Source organism: Algoriphagus persicinus, from assembly GCF_035156415.1.
Classification (GTDB): Bacteria; Bacteroidota; Bacteroidia; order Cytophagales; family Cyclobacteriaceae; genus Algoriphagus; species Algoriphagus persicinus.
Genome location: NZ_JAYEEY010000036.1, coordinates 1 through 26643 on the forward strand (window position 1 = coordinate 1; position 26643 = coordinate 26643).

The window sequence follows — 26643 nt, forward strand, 5'->3', positions numbered from 1 at the left end:
GTGCGGTCAGTTCCTTGGATAAATTTCATATAAAAAGATACAAAAATCACCCGATAAGTCCCATCGGGATAGTGGGTATTTTTAGTGAAATTTTGAATGAGTTTTTAGACAGTCTGACGTTAGGGCTCATTTAAGAAAACTAACATTTAGCTTTAGGTTAATATGCCTAAGCTGAAAGTACTGAAAGGTTAATTATAATCTTCTAAATTACAATGTTGTATCAATACCCAAATTATTTCCTACCGAAGAAGGGCTTCAAAATAAGTGGTCGCTCAATGCTTTTATTTTTTATTTTGTTTATAGCAGCATGGGTACTTATTATTTTTACCCAAGCAACGTTTCCTAATCAGACTGTTATATCATACTTTGTACGCATTTCTGCCGCAGTGATCGCAGTTTTACTTATGATTGTCGGTAATAATAGGCTTCTTGAAAAAAGCAACATTCCGAAAGAAGCCTTAGGATTAAAGCTTTGTTCAAAATCTTTCATCAACTTTATTTTGGGGGGAGGTATAGGAATGACAGTAATTATCTTAATAGGATTAATACTTTACGCTTTTGTCCCATTTCATTTCATAACAGGCTCTTTAAAAGGTATGGAAGTTCTTAAAGAAGCACACAGTTATTTTTGGGGAAATTTTTTTGAAGAATTAACATTCCGTGGATTTCCTTTAATAGTAGTAAGCCGACTATTAGGATGGCGTAAGGCAGCATGGATTATGGCATTACCATTTGGATTATCCCATCTCATTGGTTTAGGTTTACCTATAGAAGGATTGAAGATGGTAATTACTACCGCAACATATTCTTTCATATTTACTTATGCCTTTATTCTAACAGGCACATTATGGACAGCTATAGGCGCTCATGTTATATCAAATATATTGTTGCATTCTGTTTCTGGTTTAGATGGACAAAATAAGGCTATGCTTCAACCAATTTTCGAGACAAAGTGGCCTGCAGACTATGATCCTGGAATTATATCATTTGTATTAGGTTCAATAATTATTTCAATTATTTTATTCATGTTCATTAAGAAAAGATTCGATACTTCATCATCAAAATAATAGCTCAATATTCAGAGTAATAGCTGAACTTTAAATACATCCGACTTCACGGCAGACTAAGACAAATGATTAAAAAACAAGCCCTAACAGCACCTAAGAAAACATGGGGCGGACAAAGATGTCAGCAAGGTTCGTTCTTCGTGGCTACCTTGTCACAGGCGGACAGGTAAGTACTTCGAAAGCCCCACGTTTCTTAGCTGCAAAATGTTATATCTTATTTAAAATGAAAAAACAGACTTCAAAAATATTATTAGTTATAATTATTGGTATTCTAGTTTTTGGATGTCAAGAAAAACGCTCTGAAACCGATTGGGTGAAATTACCTGCTCCAATATCTGCTCAAATAAGATGTTTCGCAGAGGCTTCTGACGGAACATATTATGCAGGTGCTTCTGAATTGTACAAATCCAAAGATCAAGGCAATACTTGGGAACTGACAAATTTCAAAGGGATGCCAAGTGATATATTAGTATCTGAAACCGGGGCACTATTGGTTGGTGCTTATCGTGGTGGAATCTTTCGGTCAGTTGATAAAGGTGAATCTTGGACTCCTGTTGGATTTGAAAATAATATATACATCTTTAAAATTATCCAGACTCCAGATGGGAGAATTTTCACTTCGGCAACATTTATAGGTGAGGCTGCTCCTAACGATGCTAAAGCTGGGGTTTTTGTATCTGAGGATGATGGCCTGACATGGCAACAAACTTCTATTACTGCTGAAAATATCAAAGGTGTATTCAATCCAGCCTCTGAAATTATGTTTGCGTCTGGCACGGGGGAAAATTCCATTTATCGCTCAGTAGATAGCGGAAATTCATGGTCCACGGATGTTATTGGATTACCAGATTCAATTCCGATATCTGCAATTGTTGATTTTAATGGAATATTGTTTGCCTCCGTTGGAGACCCTCAAGATGCAGCAAGGACAATAGGTGGTGGTATTTATAAATCCGAGGATAAAGGGCTGTCTTGGTCAAAATCTGATAAAGGCATTTCTCAAAACACAAAAGTTAGTGACTTAACAATACTAGAAAACACACTATTCGCAAGCACAGGTTATCAATTCAATATTGGAGACCGGGGTGTTTTTAAATCTGATGATCAGGGTGAAACATGGCAACCAATGGGCTTAAACGAATTTCAATTACGATTAATAATAACAACAGCAAGTCAACAACTGATTACAGGCAGTAATGTTTCATCCATATTTATTTCAGAGGATAAAGGTGAAAGTTGGATACAAACAGGTAAAGAAATTGAGAATTGGGTGGTATTCCAGATTTTAGAAAGCAACAATTACTTATTCGCGCATGGTGAATCAGGTATTTGGCGTGCCGCAATTCCAGTTAAGAAATGGGAGCAAATAAGGCTTGGAGTGGGTAGTTTGGTTAAACTGTCCAACGGAAAAATACTTATGGCTGAAAATGGTTCAATTCTCAGTACTGAAGATAATGGAGATCAGTGGACGCAGATTGCTGATTTGAAAAGTGAGATGATTTTTTTATATGAATTAGATTCAAAATTACTTGTTGCTTGTGCTCAAGATGATGGTGTGTATTTTTCCATTAATGATGGCCATGATTGGTCAAAATATAATACTGAAGGATTTGAACAAAATGCCTTCAGAACAGCCATTCGAACGCCTAAAGGTTCCTTGCTCTTAGGAACTTCTCGTGGAACACTTCGTTCTGATGATCAAGGCGACACCTGGGAAAATACCGATGAGAATTTCTTTGCATGGACCTTTACTAAATCGAATAATGTAATTTATGCAGGCGGATATGCTGAAGGTATTCACGAATCGATTGACGACGGCCTAACCTGGACAGAATTCAATTCAGGCTTACGAGAAGATGATAACTATTTAACCGTAACATCATTATGTGCCACTTCAGACTCTTCAATTATTTGCGGTACGCTTGGTGAAGGAATTTATAGGTTGGAATCTAATGACACTATTTGGAAAGAATACAAAACTGGTCTAACGGATTTCGTAAATTTTGGAATAACAGAAGGAAGTAATGGCACGCTCTATACAACTTCAGCAAAAGGAATATTTGAAAGAAAATAATAGAAAAAACAAGATATAACACTGTGGAAAAATGCATTAAAACGCATTTTACACTAAACGTTAGTAGCAATTTTCCTGACTTCCCCGCCGCATTAAAATCAACTCAATCTTTACCAGTACAATGCACACATCCAATTTACTAAAGCATGTAGCTTTCATAAAAGAAATCGACAAGTTGAAATACATTCAGCGCAAAACTCGCTTATTCAACAGCGACAGGCAGGAAAATGATGCTGAGCATAGTTGGCATTTGGCTACGATGACCATTGTTTTGGCAGATCTAAAACTACTTTTGCCTTAAATCTTCTTATTTTTTTAACCTAGAAGATTCGCTCTAGTTTGATCCTCAGCCTAACTAGTAACTGTAGTGACTACTATTTATCCATTGCTGTAGAATATCTCTGCTTCGGTCTCCTGTCTTCGTACTACCTTCTAAATCTATATTTTGAACTATTCTAATCCAAAATTGCACTCAAAGATCAATATTTTCCTTTAAACCCAATAAAATTTTGAATGTGAGCCTTTATGCTTAACTTTGAAAAATTATATTTTAGAGAGATTTTGTTACAAATAGAAAATAGATATGAGCTGGATAGATCTGGGGATCTTCGTCGCCTACATGCTGGCTATGCTGGGTGTGGGATTTTTTTACATGAAAAAGAACTCAGGTCAGGAGGATTACTATGTGGGGGGCAGGAATATTGGTCCCTGGCATATCGGTCTATCCGTCGTAGCAACTGACGTAGGAGGAGGGTTTTCAATCGGCTTAGGCGGTCTGGGTTTTGTGATGGGATTATCAGGTTCCTGGATGCTTTTTACAGGACTTCTGGGCGCTTGGCTTGCGGCAGTGATTTTGATTCCCAGAGTTAAGTCTGATCCGGCTTTTGCCAAGTTTTTTACCTTTCCACAGATCATAGGGCATTTGTATAATTCGACTACTGCCAAAGTCGCAGCGGTCATTTGCTTTTTAGGATACTTAGGTTTTACTTCTTCGCAATTATTGGCTGGGGCAAAGCTTGCTTCAGGTACTTTCAAAGAGCTTGATCTTTCATATGCACTTTTGATCATGGGAGCTGTGGCTGTGATTTACACCGTAATGGGTGGATTGAAAGCCGTTATTTACACCGATACGATTCAATGGATTGTCTTGATGGCAGGATTGATGTTTATTGGGATTCCGATTTCATATAATTTCGTAGGTGGCTGGGAAGGGATACAAAGTACCTTGCCGCAGGAATTTTTCTCGTTTACTAATCTTACTTGGCAGAATTTGGCCAACTGGGGAATTACAATTATTCCTATATGGTTTGTGGGCATGACGCTTTACCAGCGGATCTTTGCAGCACGCGATGTGAAATCAGCTAAGAAGGCTTGGTTTATCGCAGGATTATTTGAATGGCCAATCATGGCACTATTAGGCGTTTCTTTGGGTTTACTGTCCAGAGTGGCAGTGGAGCAAGGTGCATTGGAAGGATTTACGACGGCAATGGATCCTGAGATGGGACTTCCTGTTTTGTTAAGTCAGATTTTACCGGCTGGTATTTTGGGATTGATGATGTCAGCCTATTTCTCCGCAGTTCTTTCCACCGCTGATTCCTGCTTGATGGCAGCTTCGGGTAACATGACTACGGATATTTTAGGAAGGTTCTTCAAATATAAAACGCTAAAAGAAGAGATGAGAATTTCTCAATTGTTGACATTAGTGATCGGTATTGCCGCAATTATAATTGCTTGGCAGATGACGGAAGTTTTGAGTTTGATGCTATATTCCTATGCATTTATGGTATCGGGACTTCTTGTGCCTGTAGTAGCGGGTTTATTCTTTGGGCAGACTAGTGCCAAAGCAGCTACTTCGTCCATGATCACTGGAGGGTCTTTGACCGCGGGATTGATAATATCCGAAGTTTCGCTCCCATTAGGATTGGATGCCAATTTATTCGGATTATTACTCTCTTTGCTGACGTTTTTGTCGGTGATTTATTATGAAAAAAATAACAGTTCAAAGTTAAAATCTATATGATCAAACTAGAAACTCTATCAACTATTGATTCTGCGACTTATCTGCAAAAGAAAGAAATCGCAGACTTTCTTTTCATTCACCTAGGACAATATGGCGACCCAAAGGAAGATATCATGAAATGCCTCGATTATGCCTTAGATCAAAGTCTCCATGCTGGAGGTTTTGTAGTGATGGCTCGTGAGCATGGCAAACTTCTCGGAGCGCTAATCATGAATAAGACAGGTATGTCTGGCTATATCCCGGAAAACATCTTGGTATATATTGCTGTAGATGCAGCCCAAAGAGGAAAAGGTATTGGAGGAAAAATTATGGATACTGCTATCAAAATGGCTAATGGATCTATAGCTCTACACGTGGAGCCAGACAATCCTGCTCACAAACTATACGAACGAATTGGATTTACCAATAAATACCTTGAAATGAGGTTGACCAAGTAAAATGGCTTACCTAACATTAAATAAAGCTAAACTTAAAGAGAACTTTGAGTTTCTCAAGAAGACCTTTACAGCAAATGATGTTTCTTGGGGAGTAGTGTCAAAATTGCTCTGCGGCAATAGACTTTTCCTCCAAGAGCTAATCAACCTTGGCGTGAAGGAAGTGCATGATAGTAGGATATCTAATCTTGCTATGGTCAAATCCCTTAATCCCGAAATCCAGACCGCATACATTAAGCCTGTGTCCAAAAGGAATGTGGGTAAAATGGTTCAGTTTGCAGATGTTAGTTTGAACAGCGAATTGGAAACTATCCGATGGATCAGCAAGGAAGCAAAGGAGCAAGGTAAAAAGCATAAGATTATCATTATGGTGGAGACCGGCGACCTTCGCGAAGGTGTAATGGGGGAGCAATTGGTGGAATTTTATTCCCAAATCTTCCAGCTTCCAAACATAGAAGTCATCGGCCTAGGGACTAATCTGAATTGTCTGAACGGCGTAATGCCTTCTACGGATAAGCTCATTCAGCTATCGCTGTATAAGCAAATCATCGAACTGAAATTCAACAAGGAAATCCCCTGGGTTTCTGCCGGTACTTCCGTCACGATTCCTTTGATGCTGACTCAGCAGCTACCCAAAGGAATCAATCATTTTCGCATAGGGGAAACCTTGTTTTTCGGGTTAGATTTATTTGAAGAAAAAGTGATTGAGGGGATGAACGGAGATGTCTTTGAGCTGCATGCGGAGATCATAGAAATGCAGGAAAAACCCCTCCTACCCGTCGGGAATCTAGCTGCTAACCCACAAGGGGAAACTGCCGAGATTGACCAAACTCTCTATGGTCAAAGTTCTTTTAGAGCAATCATCGACATTGGATTGTTAGATGTAGACCCTAAATATCTGATTCCGAGTGATGATAAATATGAAGTCCTTGGCGCTAGTTCAGATATGTTGATTATTAACTTAGGGAAAAATCCGAATAACTATAAGGTCGGGGATACGCTAAATTTTGATATGAAATATATGGGCGCATTGAGTCTGCTGAATTCAAACTATATCGATAAAAAAGTAATAGAGAATTTAGACTAAGTATTTGCTCTTTGGCATGGTCGTGGGAATACAGTTGGGAAACCAATTAGTATTTGACTATGAAAAAAGTAGTGTTATTTCTTGCCCTTGGACTCGGAGCAGTCCAACTGTCTCAAGCACAATCATCGGAAAAATTGGGTGGATTTGGTGTCAGAGGTGGAGCCAGCCTTTTCAACTTTGGCGGTGACGATGTCTCAGAAAATGCTTACACCAATAGAGTCGGGTTTCACGTGGGTGGTTACACCATGTTATTTATGACGGATCGTCTGTCCTTGGAGCCAGGAGTGTACTATTCTGTGAAGGGAACACAAAATGATGACTTTGCCAATAGCAGAGCAATTCTGAATTATGTGGATGTCCCAGTGCTTTTTAGAATGTATCCTTCAGCTGGGATCAATATCTTCGCCGGACCTCAGATCTCCTTTCTTGCAAGTTCTAAGTTTGAAGGAGATTTCTTTGGCAACACCGTTTCTTACGACTCAGAAGCAATCAAAGAAACTGATTTAAGCCTAGTGCTGGGTGTTGGATATAATCTTCCAAAAGGCTTCAACGTGCAGGCTTCCTATGATTATGGCTTCACGCCGATCTTCAAAGACAGTGATGCCGATGTATATAACAGAGGCTTCAAGCTATCTGCTGGTTATACTTTCTAAGAAGATTCAATATAGAATTAGTGGCTCCGTCTTAATTGGCGGAGCCTTTTTTAGTTCATTCCGTCTATCCAATCTCTGATCAGTTGGACTCCTTCCTTATGGACTGTTGTTCTGCCTAGCTCTGGCATGGCTATCCCAACTTCTGTGGAATTCATTCGATGGGTAAGAATGGATTCATCTGCTTTGCCAGCAACAATGTCGAAGTCAAAAGTACCAGCCCCATTTCCAGCTGCCACAGGGATTTTGTTTACACCTAATTTCTTTGGGTCAGTCTGGTCATAGGTTAAGAAAAGCCCTGAAGTACTCGCTGAGCCTTCAGCGCTATGGCAATGCGCGCAATTGATGTCCAAGTAAGCCATCGCCCGATAATCTAAGGGAAGACTCTTGTCTTCATAATCAATCATCGAAGGATGGGAAGTTTCACCCTCGAAGCCTTCCAATTTGCCTAATGCCGTCCAATGTGCTAGTTGATTGGCTTTGCCAGAACTGAATTCCAATACATTATTTAAGTGTTGAACTTTCACACCAATAGGAGCCAATACCTCAGATTTATTATGGCAGGTTTTACACTGATTTTTATTCGGTATGATGTAATTGATCACCTGATCTTTTCCATTATAATCGGTGAAAGCAACCTCAGTTTCTCCTCCTACTACTTTGAGGACTGCCTCAGTCTGGCTCTCATTCCAGATATAAGGGAATGCTTCCCAGCCTTTTTCGCTATTGATTAATAGTCTGGTTTCAATGATTCTTCTTTCGCTTTCCGGTTTTCTGAAGTCTGCTGGATAATAGAAGTTTTTGATCAAAACTGTTCCCTTAGGAAAATCTAGTTCATTGCTTGTCAAAGTCGCTTTTAATCCTTCAGGAAAGAATATGAACCGGCTTTTCAGCGCATAATCGGTGAAAAGTGATGAGGCTGGCTGGTATGGTATTACAGCTTCTACTGGATTGAGCTTATTCAATTCCCCAGCAAAGAATCCATAAGTAGATAGACTTTTATAAGGAAAAACACCATCTGCTAGCTCGTCTTCTAAAATGGTCTCTATGGCTTGCGAGCTGGTAGTTTCCTTTTTGCAAGCAAAGGTGAAAATCACCAAGGCTAGCAATAAATTAACTCCACAGAAAATCTTACTTGTTCTCATTACATCTCAGCGATAGTGCTGACGTTTGTATTTACGCTGACCGTACAGTTTTGGAAGGGTGAAGCATCTGCAAATGCTTCAATATTATCCTCCCCATTCATGAGTGAGAATCGGGTAAAGTATAGATCTTTCATGCCTTTTTCTGAAAGACAAATTCTCATTGGATTAGTTGAAATATCATTACTAATCGACTCATCCCAAAAGCCATCGTAAATGATATCTTGGGTTTTGGCTTTGCCGTGGGCATTATAAATGCTGATTAATTGCCCCAGTTCTCTGCTCAAATCGGGAAACCCTCTGCTGCGGTCGTATTCATTGTCATGGACATACACATCCTTGGAGAAAGGTGACCAGTTTGGAGCCTCACTGGGGAAGCCAGTGATTTGATAGCTGGCAATAGCCACTCCCGTTGTTTTATTGCGAAGAATACGGTTATTATACACCTCAACTTCTTTGGCCGCCAGTAGAATTACTCCTGAGCCCGGAGGTATCATCGTCACTGTATTTCCATTTGGCCCTTCTCCCAGCGCTGTCGCAAAGTTTTCGTGATTGTTTTCGATGATGTCGTTATCGTAGATTTTCGTGCCTTTCCCATCCGCCTTTGGCAAACCTGGTAAGTTGAATACAAGAATACCTCCTGCGTTATTCCTCGCTATATTATTGAACACTTCTGCATTGTCACAATTTTCGATTTCGATTCCTGCTACATTTCCGAAGGCAAGCGAATTTTTGACAATAATATTCTCAGATTGACCTACATAGATTCCTGCATCACGGGAATGAGAGGCGATGCATGCGTCGATCATCACATTTTTACATTGCACCGGATAAATCGCATAAGTGCCATTTTTTGATTTGTCGCCATTGGTCCAGGTGACGTTTATTCTTCGAAAGGTAATTCCATCCGCATGCTGTGCCTTAACTCCATCTCCAGGTGCGTCTTCGATGGTCAGGTCTTGAATGGTGATGATATTGCCAACCAGTTTCACTCCCTCCCCACCAGTTTTAAGATTTTTGAAAGAAAGAACAGTTTGCTTCAGTCCAGCTCCTTTAATCAGCACCTTAGATTTATTGTCAAGGATCAGCTGGGTGCTCAACTCGTAAAAGCCCGCGGGGATATCGATAATCGCCCCATCTTCTGCCATGATAAAGTCTTCAATGACTTTTTCTGTCTGTTCCTGTGTCATTCTAGGAAGCGTAGAACTGTCAAAAGTACGTTCGCTAGATGAGCTACTGCAGGCGATACCACTGATCAAGACTAAGAATAGGACGGAGTAGTTTACTTGCTTCATGGTTTTTTGGGTGGTATTAAGAATCCATTTAAAGCTAAGTAGTTACGAAACTTTATGCCTTGACTTTTGTCAAATAATGGGATACGGCCTATGCTAATATCAAGAAAAAAAAAGATGCTTTTTTTTAAGTGCCCAGTACATGCTTAATCTTTTTGCTAATTTACAAATTCATAAAAAGTGAACGTCACATGCTCAAGAACACCCTACTACTTATAACTTTAACTTGTGTTTTTTCAGCTCAAAAGCCAAAAAGTGAAAGTTTAAAGGATATTTTCAAGAATAGCTTTTATGTGGGAGTTGCTGTGAATGGTCAGCAAGTTTCAGGAAAAGAGCCTCATGCCCAGGCAATAATAGCAGCGCATTTCAATAGTCTTAGTCCTGAAAATGGACTGAAATGGCAATTAGTACATCCAGAGCCGGATCGTTATAGTTTCGAATTTGGAGATGCTTATGTGGCTTTAGGTGAAAAAATAGGGGCATTTACGATTGGTCATTGTTTGGTTTGGCATCAGCAGGTTCCAAACTGGGTTTTCGAAGATGAATTGGGGAATTCCGTGAATAAGGATGTGCTGCTCAGCAGGATGGAAAATCATATTGAAGCCGTAGCAGGTCGCTACAAAGGCAAAATCCATGGCTGGGATGTGGTGAATGAGGCGTTTGAAGAGGACGGAAGTTTTCGGAATTCAAAGTGGTATCAGATTGCCGGCAAAGATTTTATCAAGGAAGCTTTTCGCAAAGCCCATACTGCTGATCCTGAAGCTGAACTTTACTACAATGATTACAATGTATGGAAGGCTTCGAAGCGGAAAGGTATTCTTGATTTTGCCAAAGAAATGAAGTCAGAGGGGATCAAAGTGGACGCCATAGGGATGCAAGGACATTATCAACTGGATACGCCAACTCTTGAAGAAATCGAGCAAGGTATCATTGATATTCACGAAGCTGGTTTCAAAGTGATGATTACAGAGTTGGATGTGGATGTACTGCCCCGTCCTCGAAGAGCTGTAGGTGCAGATCTGAATATGAACTTTGCCAATTCAGATGAATACAATCCCTTTAAGAAAGGGATCACCCCAGAAGCTGAGGCTCGACTCGCACAGCGATATGCAGATATTTTTGCGATTTATGAAAAGCATAAAGAAAAAATCAGCCGGGTCACTTTCTGGGGACTGCACGATGGAAGAAGCTGGTTGAACAATTTCCCTGTGCGAGGGCGTACTAATTATCCGTTACTTTTTGACAGAAACCTTGAACCAAAAAAAGCTGTGTTTGAGAAACTTGCTTCAGTTGTCAAATAAACGCGGCTAAGTATAAATAGGGGCAATTTCATAACTTGAAATTACCCCTATTTTTTTCTAAAAAGCTTCATCAATCAATTCCTTGTTGCACGCAGCTCCTGCCATAGTTCCTGACGCCACTGCCTGTGATACTGACCGAAACATGGTAGTAGAATCTCCGCATGCATAAACTCCCTGAATGGTAGTTTTTTGAAAGTGATCCACTTTAATTAGCCCGTGCTCAGTCAGCTCCAAGTCTAACTGTAATGGAATTTCCGAACTTTGCACGAAATCTGCCTTTGCATAAACAGCATTTAGAGAAAACTTACTGCCGTCTTTAAGGTTCAAATGTTTAAGCTTTCCAGCTGAATGCTCAATGCTTTCAATCTCAGTTTCGAGGATTTTTACATCTTTAGATGTCAGTTTTTTTGATTGTTCTGAAGTCAATTTTGATTTACCATTGGTGAAGAGCGTTAGATCGTTTGTCCAGTTGGTGATCATCTTTCCAAATTCATATCCGAAATCACCGTTGGCTAAAATCCCAGTTATCTTATTTCTCACTTCATATCCATGACAATAAGGACAGTGGATCACAGATATTCCCCAACATTCGGCAAAGCCGGGAATTTCGGGCATAATATCTTTAACCCCAGTAGCTAAAATCAGTTTTTTTCCTTCAAAAACGTCACCATTATCGGTTTTGATTTCGAAGCCCGATTTGGTCTTTCTCCCTTCTACCGCAAATCCTGAAAAGAAAGTGACTTTATTATATTTTTCCACTTGTGCTCTTGCTGCAGAGGATATTTCTGCAGGAGTCTTTCCGTCTTGAGTCAAAAAATTATGGGAATGAGGGGTTTGTCTATTGCAGGGTTTACCAGCGTCAATGACCAACACTTTTCTCAGAGATCTGCCCAATGCCATAGCCGTTGAAAGTCCTGAATAGCTTCCACCTAGTATGATTACATCAAATTTGCTTGCATCCATGTTGGCTCAGTTTGAATTATAATTTTCTATCAAGGATTGGTAGACCAAAACTCCACGTTTTTTACCAATGCTCTTTTTGGCAACTTCAAGTGTGATACAAGCAATTCAGCAAAATCCTCGGCCTGCAATACATTCTCAGGATTGCCATCAGTAAGGTTCAAGCTGATAGACAAGTCAGTTGCCACCGTGCTGGGACTCATGCTAAATACGCGGATATCTGATTTTCTGACTTCCTGCATCAGCGATTCTGTCAAGCCGTTCAGCCCAAATTTGGATGCACTGTATGCACTGGTCATTGCATTTCCTTTCTGTCCGGCAGTAGAGGAAACATTCACAATATCTCCTGACTTACGGGCGAGCATTCCTGGAAGTACTTCGTGAATTACATAATAAACCCCAAGCAGGTTTACTTTGATGATATTTTCCCATTCACTTACATCCAAGTCTAGGAATTTACCAAACTTCCCTATTCCTGCATTATTTACCAAAATATCAGGGACGCCTACTTCGGAGATCAATGAAGCAATTGCGCCTTTGATGCTTGGGAAATCAGACTGATCCGCAATAGTGATGGCTACTTTCAGTGAGGGATCGATTCCTGCCACTAGTTCTTTGACTGCCAGAAGATCTGATTTTGTTCTGGACAAAAGTGCCAGATGGACACCTTCTTTTGCCAATGCTTCGGCAATGGCTTTTCCTAACCCTTTTCCTGCCCCTGTGATCAGCGCCACTTTTCCTTGTAACGATTGCATAGTCTGTGATGATTATTATTAGTCACAAAACAGAAACAAGGGATTTGAGTTCAGAGAAAAGTCATTTTCTAGTTATACTTATTGAGAATCCTTTCCTATCTAATTTATAATGAAGACGAGCTTGAATTAATTTAGAGTATGCGTTAATCATCGTATGTCTATGGAATTCTTGTGAACTCATAATAATGATCACTTTTAGGCCCATTTCCCTGTAAGTATTTCGACATAGACACACTAGTAAATCTTAATTCACAAAGATTTGTAATGAGATTATTTATAGATTCATTTACTTTTTTTGAAAGAAAAGGTTAAACCTGCTTTATTGGACTTTACTTGTTCTATTAGTTTTATCTGTTAATAATATCTTAACCTCCCGAATTCCTTTTTAGGTCTGAACGGGATTAATTTTGAGTCATACCCCACTCAGGATTATGTCCGCTTTTCAAAATTCAACTCATTTCGAACAGGTCTTCAAAGATAATTGGGGATTGATGTACAAGTCGGCCTATTCTAAAATAGGCGATCAGGCAGTAGTGGAGGATATTCTACAGGAAATTTTTATAGATATATGGCAAAGACGTGAATCCTTGAAGATAATTACCGGCATTAAAGCCTATTTGCTGACAGCTGTCAAATATCAGGTGATGAAGCACTTTGATGAGCTGGCTAAAAGTAGAGCGAATAGCGCTATTACCTTACCTGAATTCTTTTATGAAGAAGATGTTTTTGCTTTTGAGGAACTCTATAAAGAGATAGAGATCGCTGTAGAGAAGCTTCCTCCGCGAGCCCAGCTGGTTTTTAGACTGAGTAGACTGGAGGGATATTCAGTTGATGAAATAGCAGAAAAGCTAAAGGTTTCCCCCCAGACGGTTCATAATCAGCTTTCCAAATCGCTTAAAACTATGCGAGGTGAATTAAAGCATTTAGCTCTTGCTTTAGCCATTTTTTTTGTGGCCTAAATCCTCTTTGTTATGGGTAGATTAATTTTTTCCTATTCATATTTCATGATTAGATAATCAAAATAACCGGTAGTCGGGTGGCTGTTTTTACACTTAATTAGTGAAAGACAACTAACCATGAGATTACCTTCTGTCCTTTCGGGCATCCTTTCTAAAATCCTTCGGGGCAAAGCTTCTAAAGAAGAGATACAACAATTCAATTCGTGGTATGATAAGGGTATTGATTCAGAGATTCATATTCAGGATTTCAAGAATCGGAATAAAGAACAAGTAGAGGCTGATATGCTAAAGCAGATTCAGAGAGCAACCTATGCCAAGGCTCCTAGGTCAGTCACCAAGCAAAGCTTGAAATGGTGGAAGTTGGCCGCATGTTTTACGATTCTAATTGGAATTGGAATTGGAATTGGACTTTTGGCAATGAATACGCTGCCTTTTACCTCATCTGAACTTCCTGTGCCTAAGTTTTTGACATTTGAAAACGCAAAGGGAATGATCAAAAAGGTGCGCCTGCCAGATGGCTCTACAGTTAGTTTATTTCATGATACTCATATTCGGGTTGCAGAAAATTTCTCTGAAAATAGACTGTTAAAACTTACTGGAGAAGCATTTTTCGAAGTAAAACGAGATACGCTCCATCCTTTTAGAGTGGAGTCGGCAAGCCTTACCACAGAAGTTTTAGGGACTTCTTTTCTCATCAAAAACTTCATTAATCAGCAAGAAGTAGTGGCAGTGAAAACTGGTCTAGTAAAAGTTTCTGATCAAGTCGATTCAATTTTTATACTTCAGCCAAACCGTAGGTTGGACTATACACAGAAAGTCGGTTCTGTCTCGGATATACCCGAAAATGATCCACTTTTCGCCTGGACTGAGGATATAATAGTTTTTGACAATACGCCCATGGCGGAGATGATAAAGACGCTGGAAGATTGGTATGGAGTGAAGATTACAGATAATCTGACTGCTAATAACAACTGTGAGATTTCGGGAACTTATGAAAAGCAAAGTTTGGAAAACCTGCTACAACTAATCCAATATTCCATACCACTGAGCTATCAATTAGATGGTAAAAATGTAGCCTTAACTTTCAAAAACTGCCCTTAAAAGGCGAATGGATTCGCGCCAACGAATCCATTCAGTTCGAGTAAAAAACGATTTAGACATTTTATCACATGAACAATTAAAATCTATGAAATCGAGCATGTCACAGGCGACACACAGAGGGATGTTTATCCTCCAGGCGAGATTCCATCCCGTTTCCTTCGTCACGGGACAGGTTATGACCTTTAAAAATCAAATTATAATCATATGAAAAAAAAGTTACCACCAGCCTTAAAAACCTTGGTTATGAGATTATTTACGGCTTGCCTACTCAGTTGCTGGATGCACTCCATGGTGTTTGCCAGTGGCGTCAATGCCCAAAAGTTGGAAGAAACTATTGTCTCTTTCAGTGCTTTCGAAATGACGCTTTCAGAATCTTTTGTTCAGATCGAAAGACAATCAGGATTTAAGTTTTCCTATGAAACGGGTTTAGATCTTACTTCTAAAGTGAGCTACTCTAAGCGAAAAATGAATCTTCAGACCATTCTGGAGGAAATTTCTCGCCAGTCGAAGCTGAAGTTTAAACAGATCAATAATACCATTGCGGTAAGCACAAAGAAAAATGCTGTAGTAGTGCCTTTCCAAGCAGCAGAAGTACGTCTTTCTGGGATTGTGATTGATGAAGAGACCGGCGAAACGCTACCTGGAGTCAATATCATTATCAAAGGAACTACCTCAGGAACCACCACGGATCTTGATGGTGAATTTGCGATCACAGTGGACGAAGGAGAAGTTTTGATTTTCTCGTATGTAGGATATGATAGACAGGAGATTCAAGCGCGAAACCAAACGAATCTTACTATTCGACTAAGGTTGGATAGTGATGTGCTGGGTGAAGTGGTCGTTACTGCGCTGGGTATCAAAAGAGAAGAAAAAGCCCTGGGCTATGCTACCCAAAAAGTGGATTCTGAGCAGTTACTTGATGCTAGATCAAATAACTGGTCAGATGCTTTGAGAGGAAAAGTTGCTGGTTTAAATGTGCTTTCCGCAGGTTCTGGACCTATGAATTCCTCACAGATCAGCCTAAGAGGAGATAATTCCCTCAACCCAAATGGAAATTTCGCACTAATCGTAGTAGATGGAGTTCCGATGAATTCAGGATTGACTTCCTCGGGGGTGAGCAATGCATATGGAGCGGGGTCAGGAAATGATGTGCCCGTAGATTTTGGTAATGGAATAGCTGATTTGAATCCAGATGATATCGAGTCAATCAATGTGTTGAAAGGTGCGAGTGCCACGGCTCTTTATGGTAGCCGGGCTGCAAACGGTGCTTTGATTGTGACCACAAAAAGTGGTTCTCGAAGAACCAAAGGACTTGGAGTGACGATCAACTCCAATTTCAGCTTTCAGAATGTGCTGAAATGGCCTGAAAGACAATACGAATATGGACAGGGAACAGGAAAGTCCTTCAATGCAGACGGCGATCCTTATTATTCTTACGGTGTATCTGCAGACGGTTCCAGTACTGGAGGAACAAGTAGTGCCTATGGACCGAAATTTAACGGTCAATCTTATTTCCAATATGATCCTACTTTAGAAGGGCAATCTGCTGAGCGTCAGCTTTGGAGACCTTATGAAGATAACGTGACGGGTTTCTGGGAAACCGGTTTCAATATGGTCAATAGCGTGGCCTTGGAAGGGGCCAATGAAGGCGGATCATTGAGAGCATCTATCACTCAGACCAAGAATGAATGGATCATGCCTAACACAGGTTTTGAGCGGTTGGTAGCATCACTTTCTGCTTCTCAGCAGATTAGCAAAAGATTGAAGCTAAATGCAAAGGTGAATTATACCAATAAGAGTTCTGATAACCTTCCTGCTACTGGCTATAATAATCAGTCAATCGCTTACTTTATGATCTTTCAAAATCCAAGTATTGACTTGGAATGGTATAGACCTATTTGGAAAGAGGGGCAGAAAAATGTGGAGCAGGTTCATCCTTTTAGCTCTTTCATAGACAATCCTTATTTGATCGCCTATGAGATGACCAACGCAGTGAATAACAACTCAGTGTTTGGAAACCTATCTGCTAATTACACCTTTAGTGATCATTTTGAATTGATGGTACGGACCAGCCTAGCCATGAGCCAAGAAGAGAGGCAACAACAGCGACCTTACAGTACCGCCAATTTCAGAAGAGGCTACTTCAAAGAGCAAAACATCACTAATTATGAGCAAAACTCGGATTTCTTGTTCACTTACAACGGACAATTATCAGAGAAAATATCATTGAGAGCTAGTGTGGGAGCCAATCACATGTCTAGAAAATTTCGAATGATGTCTGCCTATGTAGATGGACTTGTGATCCCAGGAGTGTACAAACTTGCCAATGGTATCAATAATCCGGTATTTTCCACTAATGATAACAATCGTGTAATCAACTCTATGTATGGCTTGATGACATTGGATTTCGATGAAAAAGTGTTCGTTGATATAACAGGGAGAAATGATTGGTCTAGTACGCTTCCGATCCAAAATAATAGCTTCTTCTATCCCTCTGTGAGTACCAGTTTTGTGCTATCGGATATATTTTCATTGCCAAGTCCGATATCCTTTGCCAAACTTCGGGTATCAGGCGCTCAAGTCGGGAATGACACAGATCCGTATCGTACTTCCAAGTATTATGGACAAAGCGAATTCCCAGGCTCAGCCTCTGTGCCTTCTACGCTTTACAATGTAGCATTCAAGCCAGAGATTACTACCAGTTTTGAAACTGGATTGGAGATGATTTTCTTCAATAGAAGGCTGGGATTTGATATTAATTACTACATCTCTGAGACTAAAAACCAGATTCTTCAGGTTCCTGTAGATGTCACCACAGGATATTCCAGTGCAATTCTTAATGCGGGGAAAGTTCAAAACCGTGGAATAGAACTAGTACTTAATGGTAGTCCTGTCAAAACGAATAATTTCCAGTGGAATTCATTCATCACTTGGGCAAAAAATGAAAATGAAGTGCTTTCTCTTGCTGACGAAGTAGATGGAAGTCAAGTGATCGGCTATGGAGGAAATGCTACTATTATCGCCAAAGTGGGCGGGACTACAGGAGATATCTATGGGTTTGGATTTGTGAGATCTCCCGAAGGAGAAATAGTGTACAGAAGTAATGGACTTCCTGCCAGACCTTCGGAAATCGAATACCAAGGCAATGCTTATGCGAAGTGGAAAGGCGGATTTAGAAATGAATTTGTGTACAAGAACCTTAGAATGAGTGTTCTTTTTGACGGGCAATATGGAGGTATCGTCTATTCTCAAACGCACCACAAAATGACTGAGATGGGTAAGCTTAAAAGCACCTTGGAAGGCAGAGAAACCGGAATGATAGTAGGAGATGGAGTAGTTGATAATGGAGACGGTACTTTTTCTCCAAACATAAAGGAGGTCAATATCGCAGATTACTATAGAGACAAATACCGTAGGGCAAATGTAGAATCCAATTCATTTGATGCTTCATTTCTTAAGCTTCGAGAGATGAGATTTGAATATGGAATTCCAGTCAAATTCCTCCAGAAGACAAGCATACGCGAGGCTTCCATTGCAGTGTATGGTAGAGACCTGGCTATGTGGACCAAATTCCCAATGTTTGATCCGGAAACAGCTGCTTTAAACGGGGGGACTTTACTTCCGGGAATAGAAATGGGCCAGTTACCAAGTACCAGAAATATGGGAGTGAACCTTACCCTTAAGTTTTAATTGATGAGCAGAATGAAATCAAGCATGACTATAGCGTCACACACAGGGATGACTATTCCCCATGCGAGATTCCATCCCATTTCCTTCGTCACGGGACAGGTTATGACATTTAAAAGAAAAATATAAACACATGAAAAAATATATCGCAACACTATTATTAGGATCGTTGGTTTGGGCTTCTACTTCCTGTACTGGTGATTTTGAAGAAATCAACACAGATCCAAACCTGATTGACCAGATCAGTCCAGGTACTTTACTCAATCCTACTATTTATGGATTATCCAGTTTTGGTACGGATAGGGCAGATGCCTTCACCTTTCAGGTCATGCAGGTGGCATTGCCTTTTCCAAGTGCGAATGGAGGAATTCATCGCTATGATATTTCAGAAGCCGCAGGGAATTCCACTTGGAGCACCTATTACAGATGGCTAATAAATATCAAAGAAATGGAGACTTCTGCCATAGCTAATTCCGATCTGAATTACGAAGCTATCGCACTTACACTGAGAGCTTACAGCCTTAGTCAATTGACAGATAGCTTTGGTGATATTCCTATGGTGGATGCAAGTAGAGCAGAGGAAGGGATTTTCCAGCCACAGTTTGATGCCCAAGAGGCTGTCTATATGCAAATTTTCCAAGATTTAGAGCGTGCAAATACTTTATATGACGACACGCAGGCAATGATTTATGGAGATGATATTCTCTTTCACAATGATGTAATTAGGTGGAAAAAATTTACCAATTCCCTTCACTTAAGATTGTTGCTTAGAGTATCTAATAGATCAGAGCTGAACGCCCTAGCAAAGCTCGCTGCTATAATCAATAATCCAGATCAGTATCCGGTATTTGAAAATACGGCTGAGTCTGCCATACTTCAGATAACGGGAGTTACACCAAATCTTTCTCCTTGGGGAAGGGCGATTGACTTCACGACTTTCCGTTCGATGTCGGAATTCTTTGCAGATAATCTTAATGCCTTGGAAGATCCTAGAAGAGAGAAATTCATGACTAGAGCTCGAGCAATGGATGGAACGACTGATATAGGATATAAGGGGATTCCGAGCGGGTTTGACGGCAATGAAAACCAGTTTCAGTTTATTCCAAGTAATCACAACAGAGTGTTGGTGGAGGCTCCGATGATCTCCTTGATTTTGACCTATTCAGAAGTGGAATTTATCAAAGCAGAATTAGCACAACGTGGTGTGATAGATTCAGATGCGATGGTTCATTATGAAAATGGAGTAAAGGCTGCTATGGAGCAGTGGGGAGTAAAATATACCGAAGGTTATTTCGAGAATCCGGCTGCTGCTTACGACGGAACGTTGGAGCGGATTATGCTTCAGAAATATGTGGGGTTGTATTTCAATGATTACCAGCAATGGTTTGAATATCGCAGAACAGGCCTCCCTGTACTTCCAAAGAATGAGGGAATGCTAAATAATCAGCAGGCTCCAGTACGATTTAGATATCCTGTAAGTGTACAGATCAACAATCCTGAAAATTATAGTGCCGCTGTAGCCAGAATGGGTGCAGATGATATTAATACTAAAGTATGGTGGGAACAATGATATTAAAATTCATACAAGCAGGACTGTCAACAGTTCTGCTCTTTTCAAGTTTCACGGCATTTTCCCAAGAACTGGCAAGGGGCTATGTCTATCATGATACCAATGGCGATGGGAAAAAGCAACGTAGAGAAGCTGGACTTTCTTCAGTCAGTATTTCCAATGGCAGAGAAGTGGTACAAACTGACGAAAAGGGCTATTATGAAATCGGATTGGAAAACGGGCAATTGCTCTTTGTGATTAAGCCAAGTGGTTTTGCAGTTGCATTAGACTCACTGAACAGACCTCAGTTTTATTATATTCATAAGCCAAGTGGTTCTCCTGACCTAAAATATGCAGGTTCTGCTCCTACAGGAGAGTTACCCAAGGAAATCAACTTTGCGATGGCTTCCACGGAGGAACTTGATGATTTCAGCGCATTAATTTTTGGAGATCCGCAGCCTTACACACTGGAAGAAGTTGACTTCTTTGACCGTGGAATTGTCAGTGAGGTTGAAGGGATTCAAGATGTGGCATTTGGCCTTTCTCTTGGAGACTTAGTAGGGGATGATTTGGATTTGTTTACCCCTTATGCCAAAGCTGTAGCGAAAGTTGGTCTTCCTTGGTATAATGTCATGGGAAATCACGATCAGAATTACGATGTGGAAAAGGATGAGTTTGCGGACGAAACATTTGAAGCACATTTTGGTCCTAGTGCTTATGCGTACAATGTGGGCAAGGTTCATTTTATCGTGCTCGATGATATCTTGTGGCCAGACCCTAGAGATAAGCAGGGATATTGGGGTGGCTTGCGATCAGATCAATTGGACTTCTTGAGAAATGACCTGAAGTTTGTACCCAAAGATCATTTGATAGTAATCTCTATGCACATACCACTGTCTGAGCAGGGAGATTCATTCCGTGATGTGGATCGTCAAGAGATTTTTGATTTGTTGGAAGATTTCCCTTACACACTATCGCTTTCTGCCCACACCCATTTACAGAAGCAAGATTTGTTTTTCAAAGAGGACGGTTGGAAACAAGAAAAACCACATCATCACTACAATGTAGGTACTACTTCTGGGGACTGGTATAAGGGCACATTGGATGAAAAAGGAATTCCTGTTTCCACCATGCGTGACGGAACGCCAAAAGGCTACGCACTGATACACTTCGAAGGAAACCAATATAAAATCCGCTATCAGGTAGCCGGTAAATCCATTGATTATCAGATGGAGATCTTGCGCCAAAAGTTCTTGAGAAAGACAAGAGAACTACTTCAGGCATCTTTGTGAACTTCTTCATGGGGGGAGAAGGTGATGAGGTGTTGATCAAATTTAATGAGGGAGAATGGAAAGCGGCAGCTAAAGTGGAGGATTATGATCCTTCCTATTTGATTGATTTATTCGAATGGGATGTGACAGAAGAACTGATTGATGGACGAAGGCCATCTAATCCAGCTCAGAGCAAACACCTTTGGAGAGGAGTAATTCCTAATGGGTTAGAAGCCGGTGAGCATATAATTCATATCCAGGCTACCGATCGCTTTGGACAAGCACATTCTGGTGAAGCGAGCTTACGAATTATTGAGAAAAAGTAAATTATGGTTTGAAATTTGAAAGCCCTTGCGGATATCTGCAAGGGCTTTTTTGTGGATTATCCGCTAAACATATCTAAAGGTTGTCTTGCTTCTCCAGAAGCAGGACCTTATTAATGTAAAATTGCTCTACTTTTCAAACATCTCAATCGTATAATCCAACAACTCCGTTCCACCAATTTTTCCATGCCCGGGAATCACGATCCTAGTTTCAGGGAATGTCGATTTTAGTTTACTAACAGTAGCTGGCCAGGCAGCGACGTTAGCGTCTTCGAGATAGCCGTTTCCGGCACCCATCTCTTTGATCATACATCCGCCGAAGATAACTTTATCGGAAGGAACGTAAGCGACAAAATTGTCTTTGGTATGTCCTTCACCTAAAAATTGGTTGATTACCTCTATATTTCCTGCTTCCAGGATTAATTTTTTTTTGAAACCATTTTCCGGTATGGGATAACTTGCAGCTTTCGCTAGTTCAATAGTTCTATTGGAAGCGTACGAAGGTATTGCCTTTGCATGAAATTCATTCAGTCCGCCCAGGCAGTCCCAATGAAAATGCGTAGCTACAACTCCTTTAACTTTGGCTTTTTGATCGTTTTCCAGCCAATTCAGCAACTCTAAACTTGCTTCATCATTTGCCGGTGTATCGAAAACCAGTGCTTCTCCATCATTGATGACAATCATGCCATTACATGCCACCTTGCCGAAATCATTCGTATTCAGATAGCTGATATGCACGAAGGTATTTGGACTGATTTGTTCGATCTGTAGAGTTTCAGATTTGTGTAGCGTTTGTTGAGCTAGTGAGCTATTTATCCAAAAAGAAAAGAATATTACCAAGCTAAAAAGGAGGTTGTTCATAGTGGATTGGGTAGTATTTGTGGAGTACTAGTCAGATGATTGGAAGAGAATAGGTTCGAATTTTTTAGACTCAAATCGTCGGAATTCTAATGCTTTTTCCATTTCATCTGATGTAAATGCTAGCTGAAAATGTGCCAGAATTTGTGAGAATTGATGGAGAAATTCAGGGTAATTCATGTAAATACCATTTCTATTTTTTGCAGTCAACGCATGTTCTCTGTGTCCTAAAATAATGCTTCGCAGGTAACATTCTAATGTGAGAGAAGCAGTCGGGCTTGTTACGAAGTGTTTTCTCAAAATATCCACTGGATGATGCCACCAGTCTATAAAGCCACCATCCTCAGTTGTAAGTATCTGGACAAGTTCTTCTGTCTCTCTATCTATATATATCCAAGGCGTTTTTGAATAGCTCTTCTGGAAGAGTTGATTTAAGAATACATTCCATGAGGTTAATTTGAATAGGACGAATTTTTTACCGTCCCCCGGAATTCTATAGGCATCTATTACCCGCTTAAGATGGGCCAGGACTTGGTCTTCGGGAAGTTGGTGCAAAAGAAAAGACAGCAATAAGCCATTGATTGATTCTGGCTCAGAGACCATTCTTACTTGAGAAGAAGAGCCGAGCATTCTTCCCAATAAGGTGGAGCCACAGTGCGAAGTGTGGAAGATAAAGCCCTTTATAGGTAATAGTTGGCTTTCCGATAGATCAAGATGATCCTCTAAAATGGATGATTCTCGTTCAGCATGCGGTTTTCGAAGTGTCGTTACACCTTGATTAAAAAAGGGGTATTGGAAAACTTCGGGTGAGAGGTTTTCACAAAAGGTGACAGGAGATTCGCTTATGGAAGTATAAGTGGGAAAACGCAATGGTGTAGTCATTAAATCAGCAAAAAACACGGGAAGTAAAACAGCCCGCACCGAGTATCACTGGATAGGGTGCGGGCCAAGTATGGATTATTTCCTCAAGGTCTCCAGATAGCCGACAAGATCGACTAGCTCAGTTTCTGTAAGCGGAAATTTAGGCATAAGGGACTCGTCAAGTTGGGTCACACTTTCCACGTCCACAAGCTTATAAATTTTCTGCTCGGCGGTGCCAACTAATTTTACCACCAAGTCATTCTCAGTTTTGGAATTGACAATACATGTGAATTGTGTGCCGTCTTTCAATTTTACAAGTTGGGTTTCATACCCAAAGCCCATGCCTTCGGATGGGTTGAGTATAGCATTAAAGAGTCCCTCTTTAGATAGCTTGTCCCCGATTTCGGATAAGGCTGGGCCAAAGTCAATGCCTTTGTCTTCAATTTTATGGCAGGCCACGCAGTAATTATCAGCAATAAGGAGTCCTTTCTGAACATCTCCTTCCTGAGCGAGGAGCTTAGGAAGATCGATAGTGGACTTTTCAGTAGTATTTCCAAATTTCTTATTTGCCTCTGCTCTTATATTTCCATTCCACGAGGAAAGCAGAATTTTCTGAGCAATAGGAAGCATATCAGCAGGTATTTGATCTGCTTTGGCTAGTTCCCAGAGATAGGGTTCTGAATTATAGCCTTTCGCAGCTTCCATCGCAGCAGTCCTTAATTCCAGTGACTTGGATTCGTCGGAATAGATGTCCGCAAGTGACTTTGCCATGGCTTCATTGTCAATGGCTCCAAACTTTTGAATAGCCAAAATAGCCTGAGCCTGCTCTGTATCGCGGAAGGATTTTTTGATGTCATCCATACCATAAAGTGATGCAAAAATGTTTGCGGCCATTTGTGAATGCTGATTGCTTTCAGATTGGTAAACCAACTTTTCCAGCCTCTCCTTTTGATCTGTCAAGCCATACTTATTGACGATATCCATGAAATCCCTATCATCTGCAATACTTCCAGCTGTTTGTTTTGCAAGTGAAAGTATCTGCCTATCAGGATTTTTTTGGTCAAAATTGATCTGTCTTAGAATAATCAATTGATCTTCCTCAGGAGCATTTGCCAGTAGCGATTTTAGGGTTTTATTCTTGGCAGCTGGTGATTGGAAATCCAAAGCTCTATAATAGGCTTGATTATTTCTTCCAGGTTGTGTGAGGATGAGTTTGCCAAGTAATTCGGCAGTGTTGGAAGCACGTGATCGCCATACAATGTCCTTAGCTTCTTGGCTTTCCATCCAGCCCGAACCGCTGGCTTCCAGATATTTTGGTAAATAATCATCCCAAAAACCTTCGGCAGCGATTCCCAAAGCTTCCAAGTACCAGCGATCTCCACTCTCATATCCTTCGACTAGCTTCATCCATACTTCAGGCCTAGATTTGTATCTAATAGCCAATGCTACTTCTCTCCGAACTTGCGCAGATTCATCGCCTGCCATGTCCAATAAGAATGATACATCGCTCATTTTGTTATTTCGATAAGCACGAATAGCTGCCACTCGGATATTCTCATCCGTGTCTGTTGCTGCAGTTTTGATGTAGTCGTTCCCATTTGGGAGCTTGGTGAGCACCCAGAAAGCTCTTGCCCGCATACGACTTTCTCCTTCGGTAAATAATTTCTCTAGGGCATCTTTCGCTTCATTCCCTTTTTCTACCAGTGCCATGAAAGCTTTAAAGTGAGTCGCACGATTCGGGTTTTGAAGTAAATTAATCAAAGAAGAAATACTGGAGTAATCAGGTTTGCTCACTTCATAATCAGTGTCTTTTGGCGCTAGCCTATAGATTCTTCCTTTATCCAGATCTCCCATGGCATGACCGCCTACTCCCGGATCATACCAGTCTGAGATAAATAAAGATCCATCAGGTGCTACTGTCACATCGGAAGGTCTAAACCAGTTGTCTCTTGAGTTTCCATCGAGAAGATTGATGATTTTAGCATCAAATCCTGCACCTGAAGGTACGGTTGGGTAAGCTCTCACGATATTAGGTCCTGCATCCGAGTGGATGACCTGATTCTGGTATTCTTCTGGAAGTAATTTGCCTTCATATACCAAAATTCCTGTAGGAGAACCAGCGTAGGTTTGAAGAAGATTTGGTACTACTCCAGGATCATTTAAGTGCCAGTGTTGCTGATAAACTGAGTCCTCCATGTTGATTCTTCTAGCTCTCCAGTCTGCTCCGGTGAATTCGTCTTTGAAACCATAGTTTCCATAATCCATGACGTAATTGATCCGCGTACTTCGGTTTCCATCATCATCGTTGTCGGATTGCCACATTCTGCCGTAGCTGTCTGTGGCTACTTCGTAATTGTTTCTAAAATTCCATCCGAGTACTTCCACATCCGATCCATCAGGGTTCATACGGAAAACCATACCTTCCTTGTAGGGTTGAGTTTGATTATTTACTGTTCTGTTCAATGGATCCAAAATCGGAGAACCATCAGCGTAGTGTAGGCCTTCACCGGCATTTCCATAGTTGAAGTATAATTTGCCGTCAGGACCAAAAGTGAAAGCGTGCATTCCATGGTCATGCTGTTCTCCACCAACTCCTTCGAAGAGGATCTCTTTTTTCTCCGGAACATCGTCGCCATCCGCATCGGTGAATACATACACATACGGACTGACAGAGACATATACTTTATCTCCAAAGACAGCAATACCCAATGCTGCATTTATGTCATTTCCCTGATAAAACACCTTGGATTCATCTGCTACGCCATCACCATCAGTATCTTCCATGATCAGGATTCTGTCACCTTCTGCTCTGGTAGGATTTCTAGGGTTCAATGCTGAGCGGTAATTATACGCCTCTGCGATCCAGACTCTTCCGCGATCATCAATATCCATATTGGTAGGATTTGACATCATGGGTTCTGAAGCAAAAAGTGTGAGTTCCAAGCGCTCGTCAGCTACTATTATTCCATCGATCGCATGTTCAGGGCTTCTTTTTTGCTCATCGCTGAGGTTGGAATATTCTTCATCTGAAAGATGAGCAGGCTTTTTTTCGCAGGAAAAAAGCAATAATCCCAGCAGACTGAGAATCGTAAATTTCTTAAACATAGAATGAAAGGTTAATAGGGTTAGAAAATCCAAATATCAAATTAATGAAAAGTCTGGGAATGTGAGGGGAAATATAGGCCTGATTAATGTAGGAAGAGAATATTTGGTAAGCTAAAAATTAAATTAAGAGGTTTTATAAGTTATGTG

General features: G+C 40.6%; 20 protein-coding genes and 1 pseudogene. 14 read left to right on the plus strand and 7 right to left on the minus strand.

The features are described from left to right. The first annotated feature begins 275 nt into the window (after positions 1-275). The 7 genes from U3A58_RS19730 to U3A58_RS19760 all read left to right on the plus strand — a co-directional run bounded on the left by U3A58_RS19730 (position 276) and on the right by U3A58_RS19760 (position 7335). Positions 276-1067: a CPBP family intramembrane glutamic endopeptidase gene (locus U3A58_RS19730; protein WP_323826122.1), complete on the plus strand. Its 792-nt coding sequence runs from the start codon at positions 276-278 to the stop codon at positions 1065-1067. 223 nt (positions 1068-1290) lie between these two features. Then, the gene (locus U3A58_RS19735; protein WP_323826123.1) at positions 1291-3141 is read left to right on the plus strand and encodes a WD40/YVTN/BNR-like repeat-containing protein; all 1851 of its coding nucleotides are present in this window, start codon (positions 1291-1293) and stop codon (positions 3139-3141) included. 121 nt (positions 3142-3262) lie between these two features. Next, positions 3263-3442 (plus strand): HD domain-containing protein, encoded by a 180-nt coding sequence (locus U3A58_RS19740; RefSeq protein WP_323826124.1) that lies wholly within the window; start codon positions 3263-3265, stop codon positions 3440-3442. 282 nt (positions 3443-3724) lie between these two features. Next, positions 3725-5161, plus strand: coding sequence for a sodium:solute symporter family protein (locus U3A58_RS19745; RefSeq protein WP_323826125.1), 1437 nt, complete (start codon positions 3725-3727; stop codon positions 5159-5161). Next, entirely contained in the window at positions 5158-5598 is a 441-nt protein-coding gene (locus U3A58_RS19750; RefSeq protein ID WP_323826126.1) for a GNAT family N-acetyltransferase, read from the plus strand. Before U3A58_RS19745 ends, U3A58_RS19750 begins: the two co-directional genes overlap by 4 nt. Position 5599: 1 nt before the next feature. Next, the gene (locus U3A58_RS19755) at positions 5600-6682 is read left to right on the plus strand and encodes an alanine/ornithine racemase family PLP-dependent enzyme (protein WP_323826127.1); all 1083 of its coding nucleotides are present in this window, start codon (positions 5600-5602) and stop codon (positions 6680-6682) included. 59 nt (positions 6683-6741) lie between these two features. Beyond that, entirely contained in the window at positions 6742-7335 is a 594-nt protein-coding gene (locus U3A58_RS19760; protein ID WP_323826128.1) for a porin family protein, read from the plus strand. A gap of 50 nt (positions 7336-7385) precedes the next feature. Here the strand turns inward: U3A58_RS19760 and U3A58_RS19765 are convergent, their stop codons facing one another. Together U3A58_RS19765 and U3A58_RS19770 are read right to left on the minus strand one after the other, a co-directional pair. Then, positions 7386-8477 (minus strand): SO2930 family diheme c-type cytochrome, encoded by a 1092-nt coding sequence (locus tag U3A58_RS19765; protein WP_323826129.1) that lies wholly within the window; start codon positions 8475-8477, stop codon positions 7386-7388. Then, a complete protein-coding gene (locus U3A58_RS19770) occupies positions 8477-9769 on the minus strand; it encodes a parallel beta-helix domain-containing protein (RefSeq protein ID WP_323826130.1) in 1293 nt (430 codons plus the stop codon). The genes U3A58_RS19765 and U3A58_RS19770 overlap by 1 nt, the downstream gene beginning before the upstream one ends. Before the next feature lie 188 nt (positions 9770-9957). Between U3A58_RS19770 and U3A58_RS19775 the strand changes: the two genes are divergently transcribed. After that, positions 9958-11067: an endo-1,4-beta-xylanase gene (locus tag U3A58_RS19775; RefSeq protein ID WP_323826131.1), complete on the plus strand. Its 1110-nt coding sequence runs from the start codon at positions 9958-9960 to the stop codon at positions 11065-11067. A 57-nt stretch (positions 11068-11124) separates the two neighbouring features. Here U3A58_RS19775 and U3A58_RS19780 read toward each other — a convergent pair whose 3' ends face one another. Then, complete coding sequence (locus U3A58_RS19780) at positions 11125-12030, minus strand: NAD(P)/FAD-dependent oxidoreductase (RefSeq protein WP_323826132.1); 906 nt, start codon at positions 12028-12030, stop codon at positions 11125-11127. Positions 12031-12059: 29 nt separating this feature from the next. Beyond that, complete coding sequence (locus U3A58_RS19785; RefSeq protein WP_323826133.1) at positions 12060-12782, minus strand: 3-ketoacyl-ACP reductase; 723 nt, start codon at positions 12780-12782, stop codon at positions 12060-12062. Between the two features lie 431 nt (positions 12783-13213). Here U3A58_RS19785 and U3A58_RS19790 point away from each other — a divergent pair, with 431 nt between their 5' ends. The 6 genes and pseudogenes from U3A58_RS19790 to U3A58_RS19815 all read left to right on the plus strand — a co-directional run bounded on the left by U3A58_RS19790 (position 13214) and on the right by U3A58_RS19815 (position 21675). Then, a complete protein-coding gene (locus U3A58_RS19790) occupies positions 13214-13741 on the plus strand; it encodes a sigma-70 family RNA polymerase sigma factor (protein ID WP_323826134.1) in 528 nt (175 codons plus the stop codon). Positions 13742-13858: 117 nt separating this feature from the next. Continuing rightward, positions 13859-14842, plus strand: coding sequence for a FecR family protein (locus U3A58_RS19795; RefSeq protein ID WP_323826135.1), 984 nt, complete (start codon positions 13859-13861; stop codon positions 14840-14842). An 85-nt stretch (positions 14843-14927) separates the two neighbouring features. Beyond that, complete coding sequence (locus U3A58_RS19800) at positions 14928-15050, plus strand: hypothetical protein (RefSeq protein ID WP_323826136.1); 123 nt, start codon at positions 14928-14930, stop codon at positions 15048-15050. Further along, positions 15047-18532 carry a SusC/RagA family TonB-linked outer membrane protein gene (locus U3A58_RS19805; protein ID WP_323826137.1) on the plus strand — a complete coding sequence of 1162 codons (3486 nt, stop codon included), beginning with the start codon at positions 15047-15049 and terminating at the stop codon, positions 18530-18532. Before U3A58_RS19800 ends, U3A58_RS19805 begins: the two co-directional genes overlap by 4 nt. Before the next feature lie 130 nt (positions 18533-18662). Continuing rightward, entirely contained in the window at positions 18663-20099 is a 1437-nt protein-coding gene (locus U3A58_RS19810) for a SusD/RagB family nutrient-binding outer membrane lipoprotein (protein WP_323826138.1), read from the plus strand. Further along, positions 20096-21675: pseudogene (locus tag U3A58_RS19815) on the plus strand (calcineurin-like phosphoesterase C-terminal domain-containing protein). The gene U3A58_RS19810 and the pseudogene U3A58_RS19815 overlap by 4 nt, the downstream one beginning before the upstream one ends. Before the next feature lie 126 nt (positions 21676-21801). Here the strand turns inward: U3A58_RS19815 and bla are convergent. The 3 genes from bla to U3A58_RS19830 form a co-directional block, all read right to left on the minus strand. Continuing rightward, complete coding sequence (gene bla, locus U3A58_RS19820; protein WP_323826139.1) at positions 21802-22533, minus strand: subclass B1 metallo-beta-lactamase; 732 nt, start codon at positions 22531-22533, stop codon at positions 21802-21804. 27 nt (positions 22534-22560) lie between these two features. Next, positions 22561-23412 (minus strand): hypothetical protein, encoded by an 852-nt coding sequence (locus U3A58_RS19825; RefSeq protein ID WP_323826140.1) that lies wholly within the window; start codon positions 23410-23412, stop codon positions 22561-22563. A 75-nt stretch (positions 23413-23487) separates the two neighbouring features. Then, positions 23488-26496: a PVC-type heme-binding CxxCH protein gene (locus U3A58_RS19830; protein WP_323826141.1), complete on the minus strand. Its 3009-nt coding sequence runs from the start codon at positions 26494-26496 to the stop codon at positions 23488-23490. Positions 26497-26643 lie beyond the last annotated feature (147 nt).

Coding starts and splice junctions, on each gene's coding strand:
- U3A58_RS19730 (WP_323826122.1), top strand. CDS start 276: ATGCTTTTATTTTTTATTTTGTTTATAGCAGCATGGGTACTTATTATT.
- U3A58_RS19735 (WP_323826123.1), top strand. CDS start 1,291: ATGAAAAAACAGACTTCAAAAATATTATTAGTTATAATTATTGGTATT.
- U3A58_RS19740 (WP_323826124.1), top strand. CDS start 3,263: ATGCACACATCCAATTTACTAAAGCATGTAGCTTTCATAAAAGAAATC.
- U3A58_RS19745 (WP_323826125.1), top strand. CDS start 3,725: ATGAGCTGGATAGATCTGGGGATCTTCGTCGCCTACATGCTGGCTATG.
- U3A58_RS19750 (WP_323826126.1), top strand. CDS start 5,158: ATGATCAAACTAGAAACTCTATCAACTATTGATTCTGCGACTTATCTG.
- U3A58_RS19755 (WP_323826127.1), top strand. CDS start 5,600: ATGGCTTACCTAACATTAAATAAAGCTAAACTTAAAGAGAACTTTGAG.
- U3A58_RS19760 (WP_323826128.1), top strand. CDS start 6,742: ATGAAAAAAGTAGTGTTATTTCTTGCCCTTGGACTCGGAGCAGTCCAA.
- U3A58_RS19765 (WP_323826129.1), bottom strand. CDS start 8,477: ATGAGAACAAGTAAGATTTTCTGTGGAGTTAATTTATTGCTAGCCTTG.
- U3A58_RS19770 (WP_323826130.1), bottom strand. CDS start 9,769: ATGAAGCAAGTAAACTACTCCGTCCTATTCTTAGTCTTGATCAGTGGT.
- U3A58_RS19775 (WP_323826131.1), top strand. CDS start 9,958: ATGCTCAAGAACACCCTACTACTTATAACTTTAACTTGTGTTTTTTCA.
- U3A58_RS19780 (WP_323826132.1), bottom strand. CDS start 12,030: ATGGATGCAAGCAAATTTGATGTAATCATACTAGGTGGAAGCTATTCA.
- U3A58_RS19785 (WP_323826133.1), bottom strand. CDS start 12,782: ATGCAATCGTTACAAGGAAAAGTGGCGCTGATCACAGGGGCAGGAAAA.
- U3A58_RS19790 (WP_323826134.1), top strand. CDS start 13,214: ATGTCCGCTTTTCAAAATTCAACTCATTTCGAACAGGTCTTCAAAGAT.
- U3A58_RS19795 (WP_323826135.1), top strand. CDS start 13,859: ATGAGATTACCTTCTGTCCTTTCGGGCATCCTTTCTAAAATCCTTCGG.
- U3A58_RS19800 (WP_323826136.1), top strand. CDS start 14,928: ATGAAATCGAGCATGTCACAGGCGACACACAGAGGGATGTTTATCCTC.
- U3A58_RS19805 (WP_323826137.1), top strand. CDS start 15,047: ATGAAAAAAAAGTTACCACCAGCCTTAAAAACCTTGGTTATGAGATTA.
- U3A58_RS19810 (WP_323826138.1), top strand. CDS start 18,663: ATGAAAAAATATATCGCAACACTATTATTAGGATCGTTGGTTTGGGCT.
- bla (WP_323826139.1), bottom strand. CDS start 22,533: ATGAACAACCTCCTTTTTAGCTTGGTAATATTCTTTTCTTTTTGGATA.
- U3A58_RS19825 (WP_323826140.1), bottom strand. CDS start 23,412: ATGACTACACCATTGCGTTTTCCCACTTATACTTCCATAAGCGAATCT.
- U3A58_RS19830 (WP_323826141.1), bottom strand. CDS start 26,496: ATGTTTAAGAAATTTACGATTCTCAGTCTGCTGGGATTATTGCTTTTT.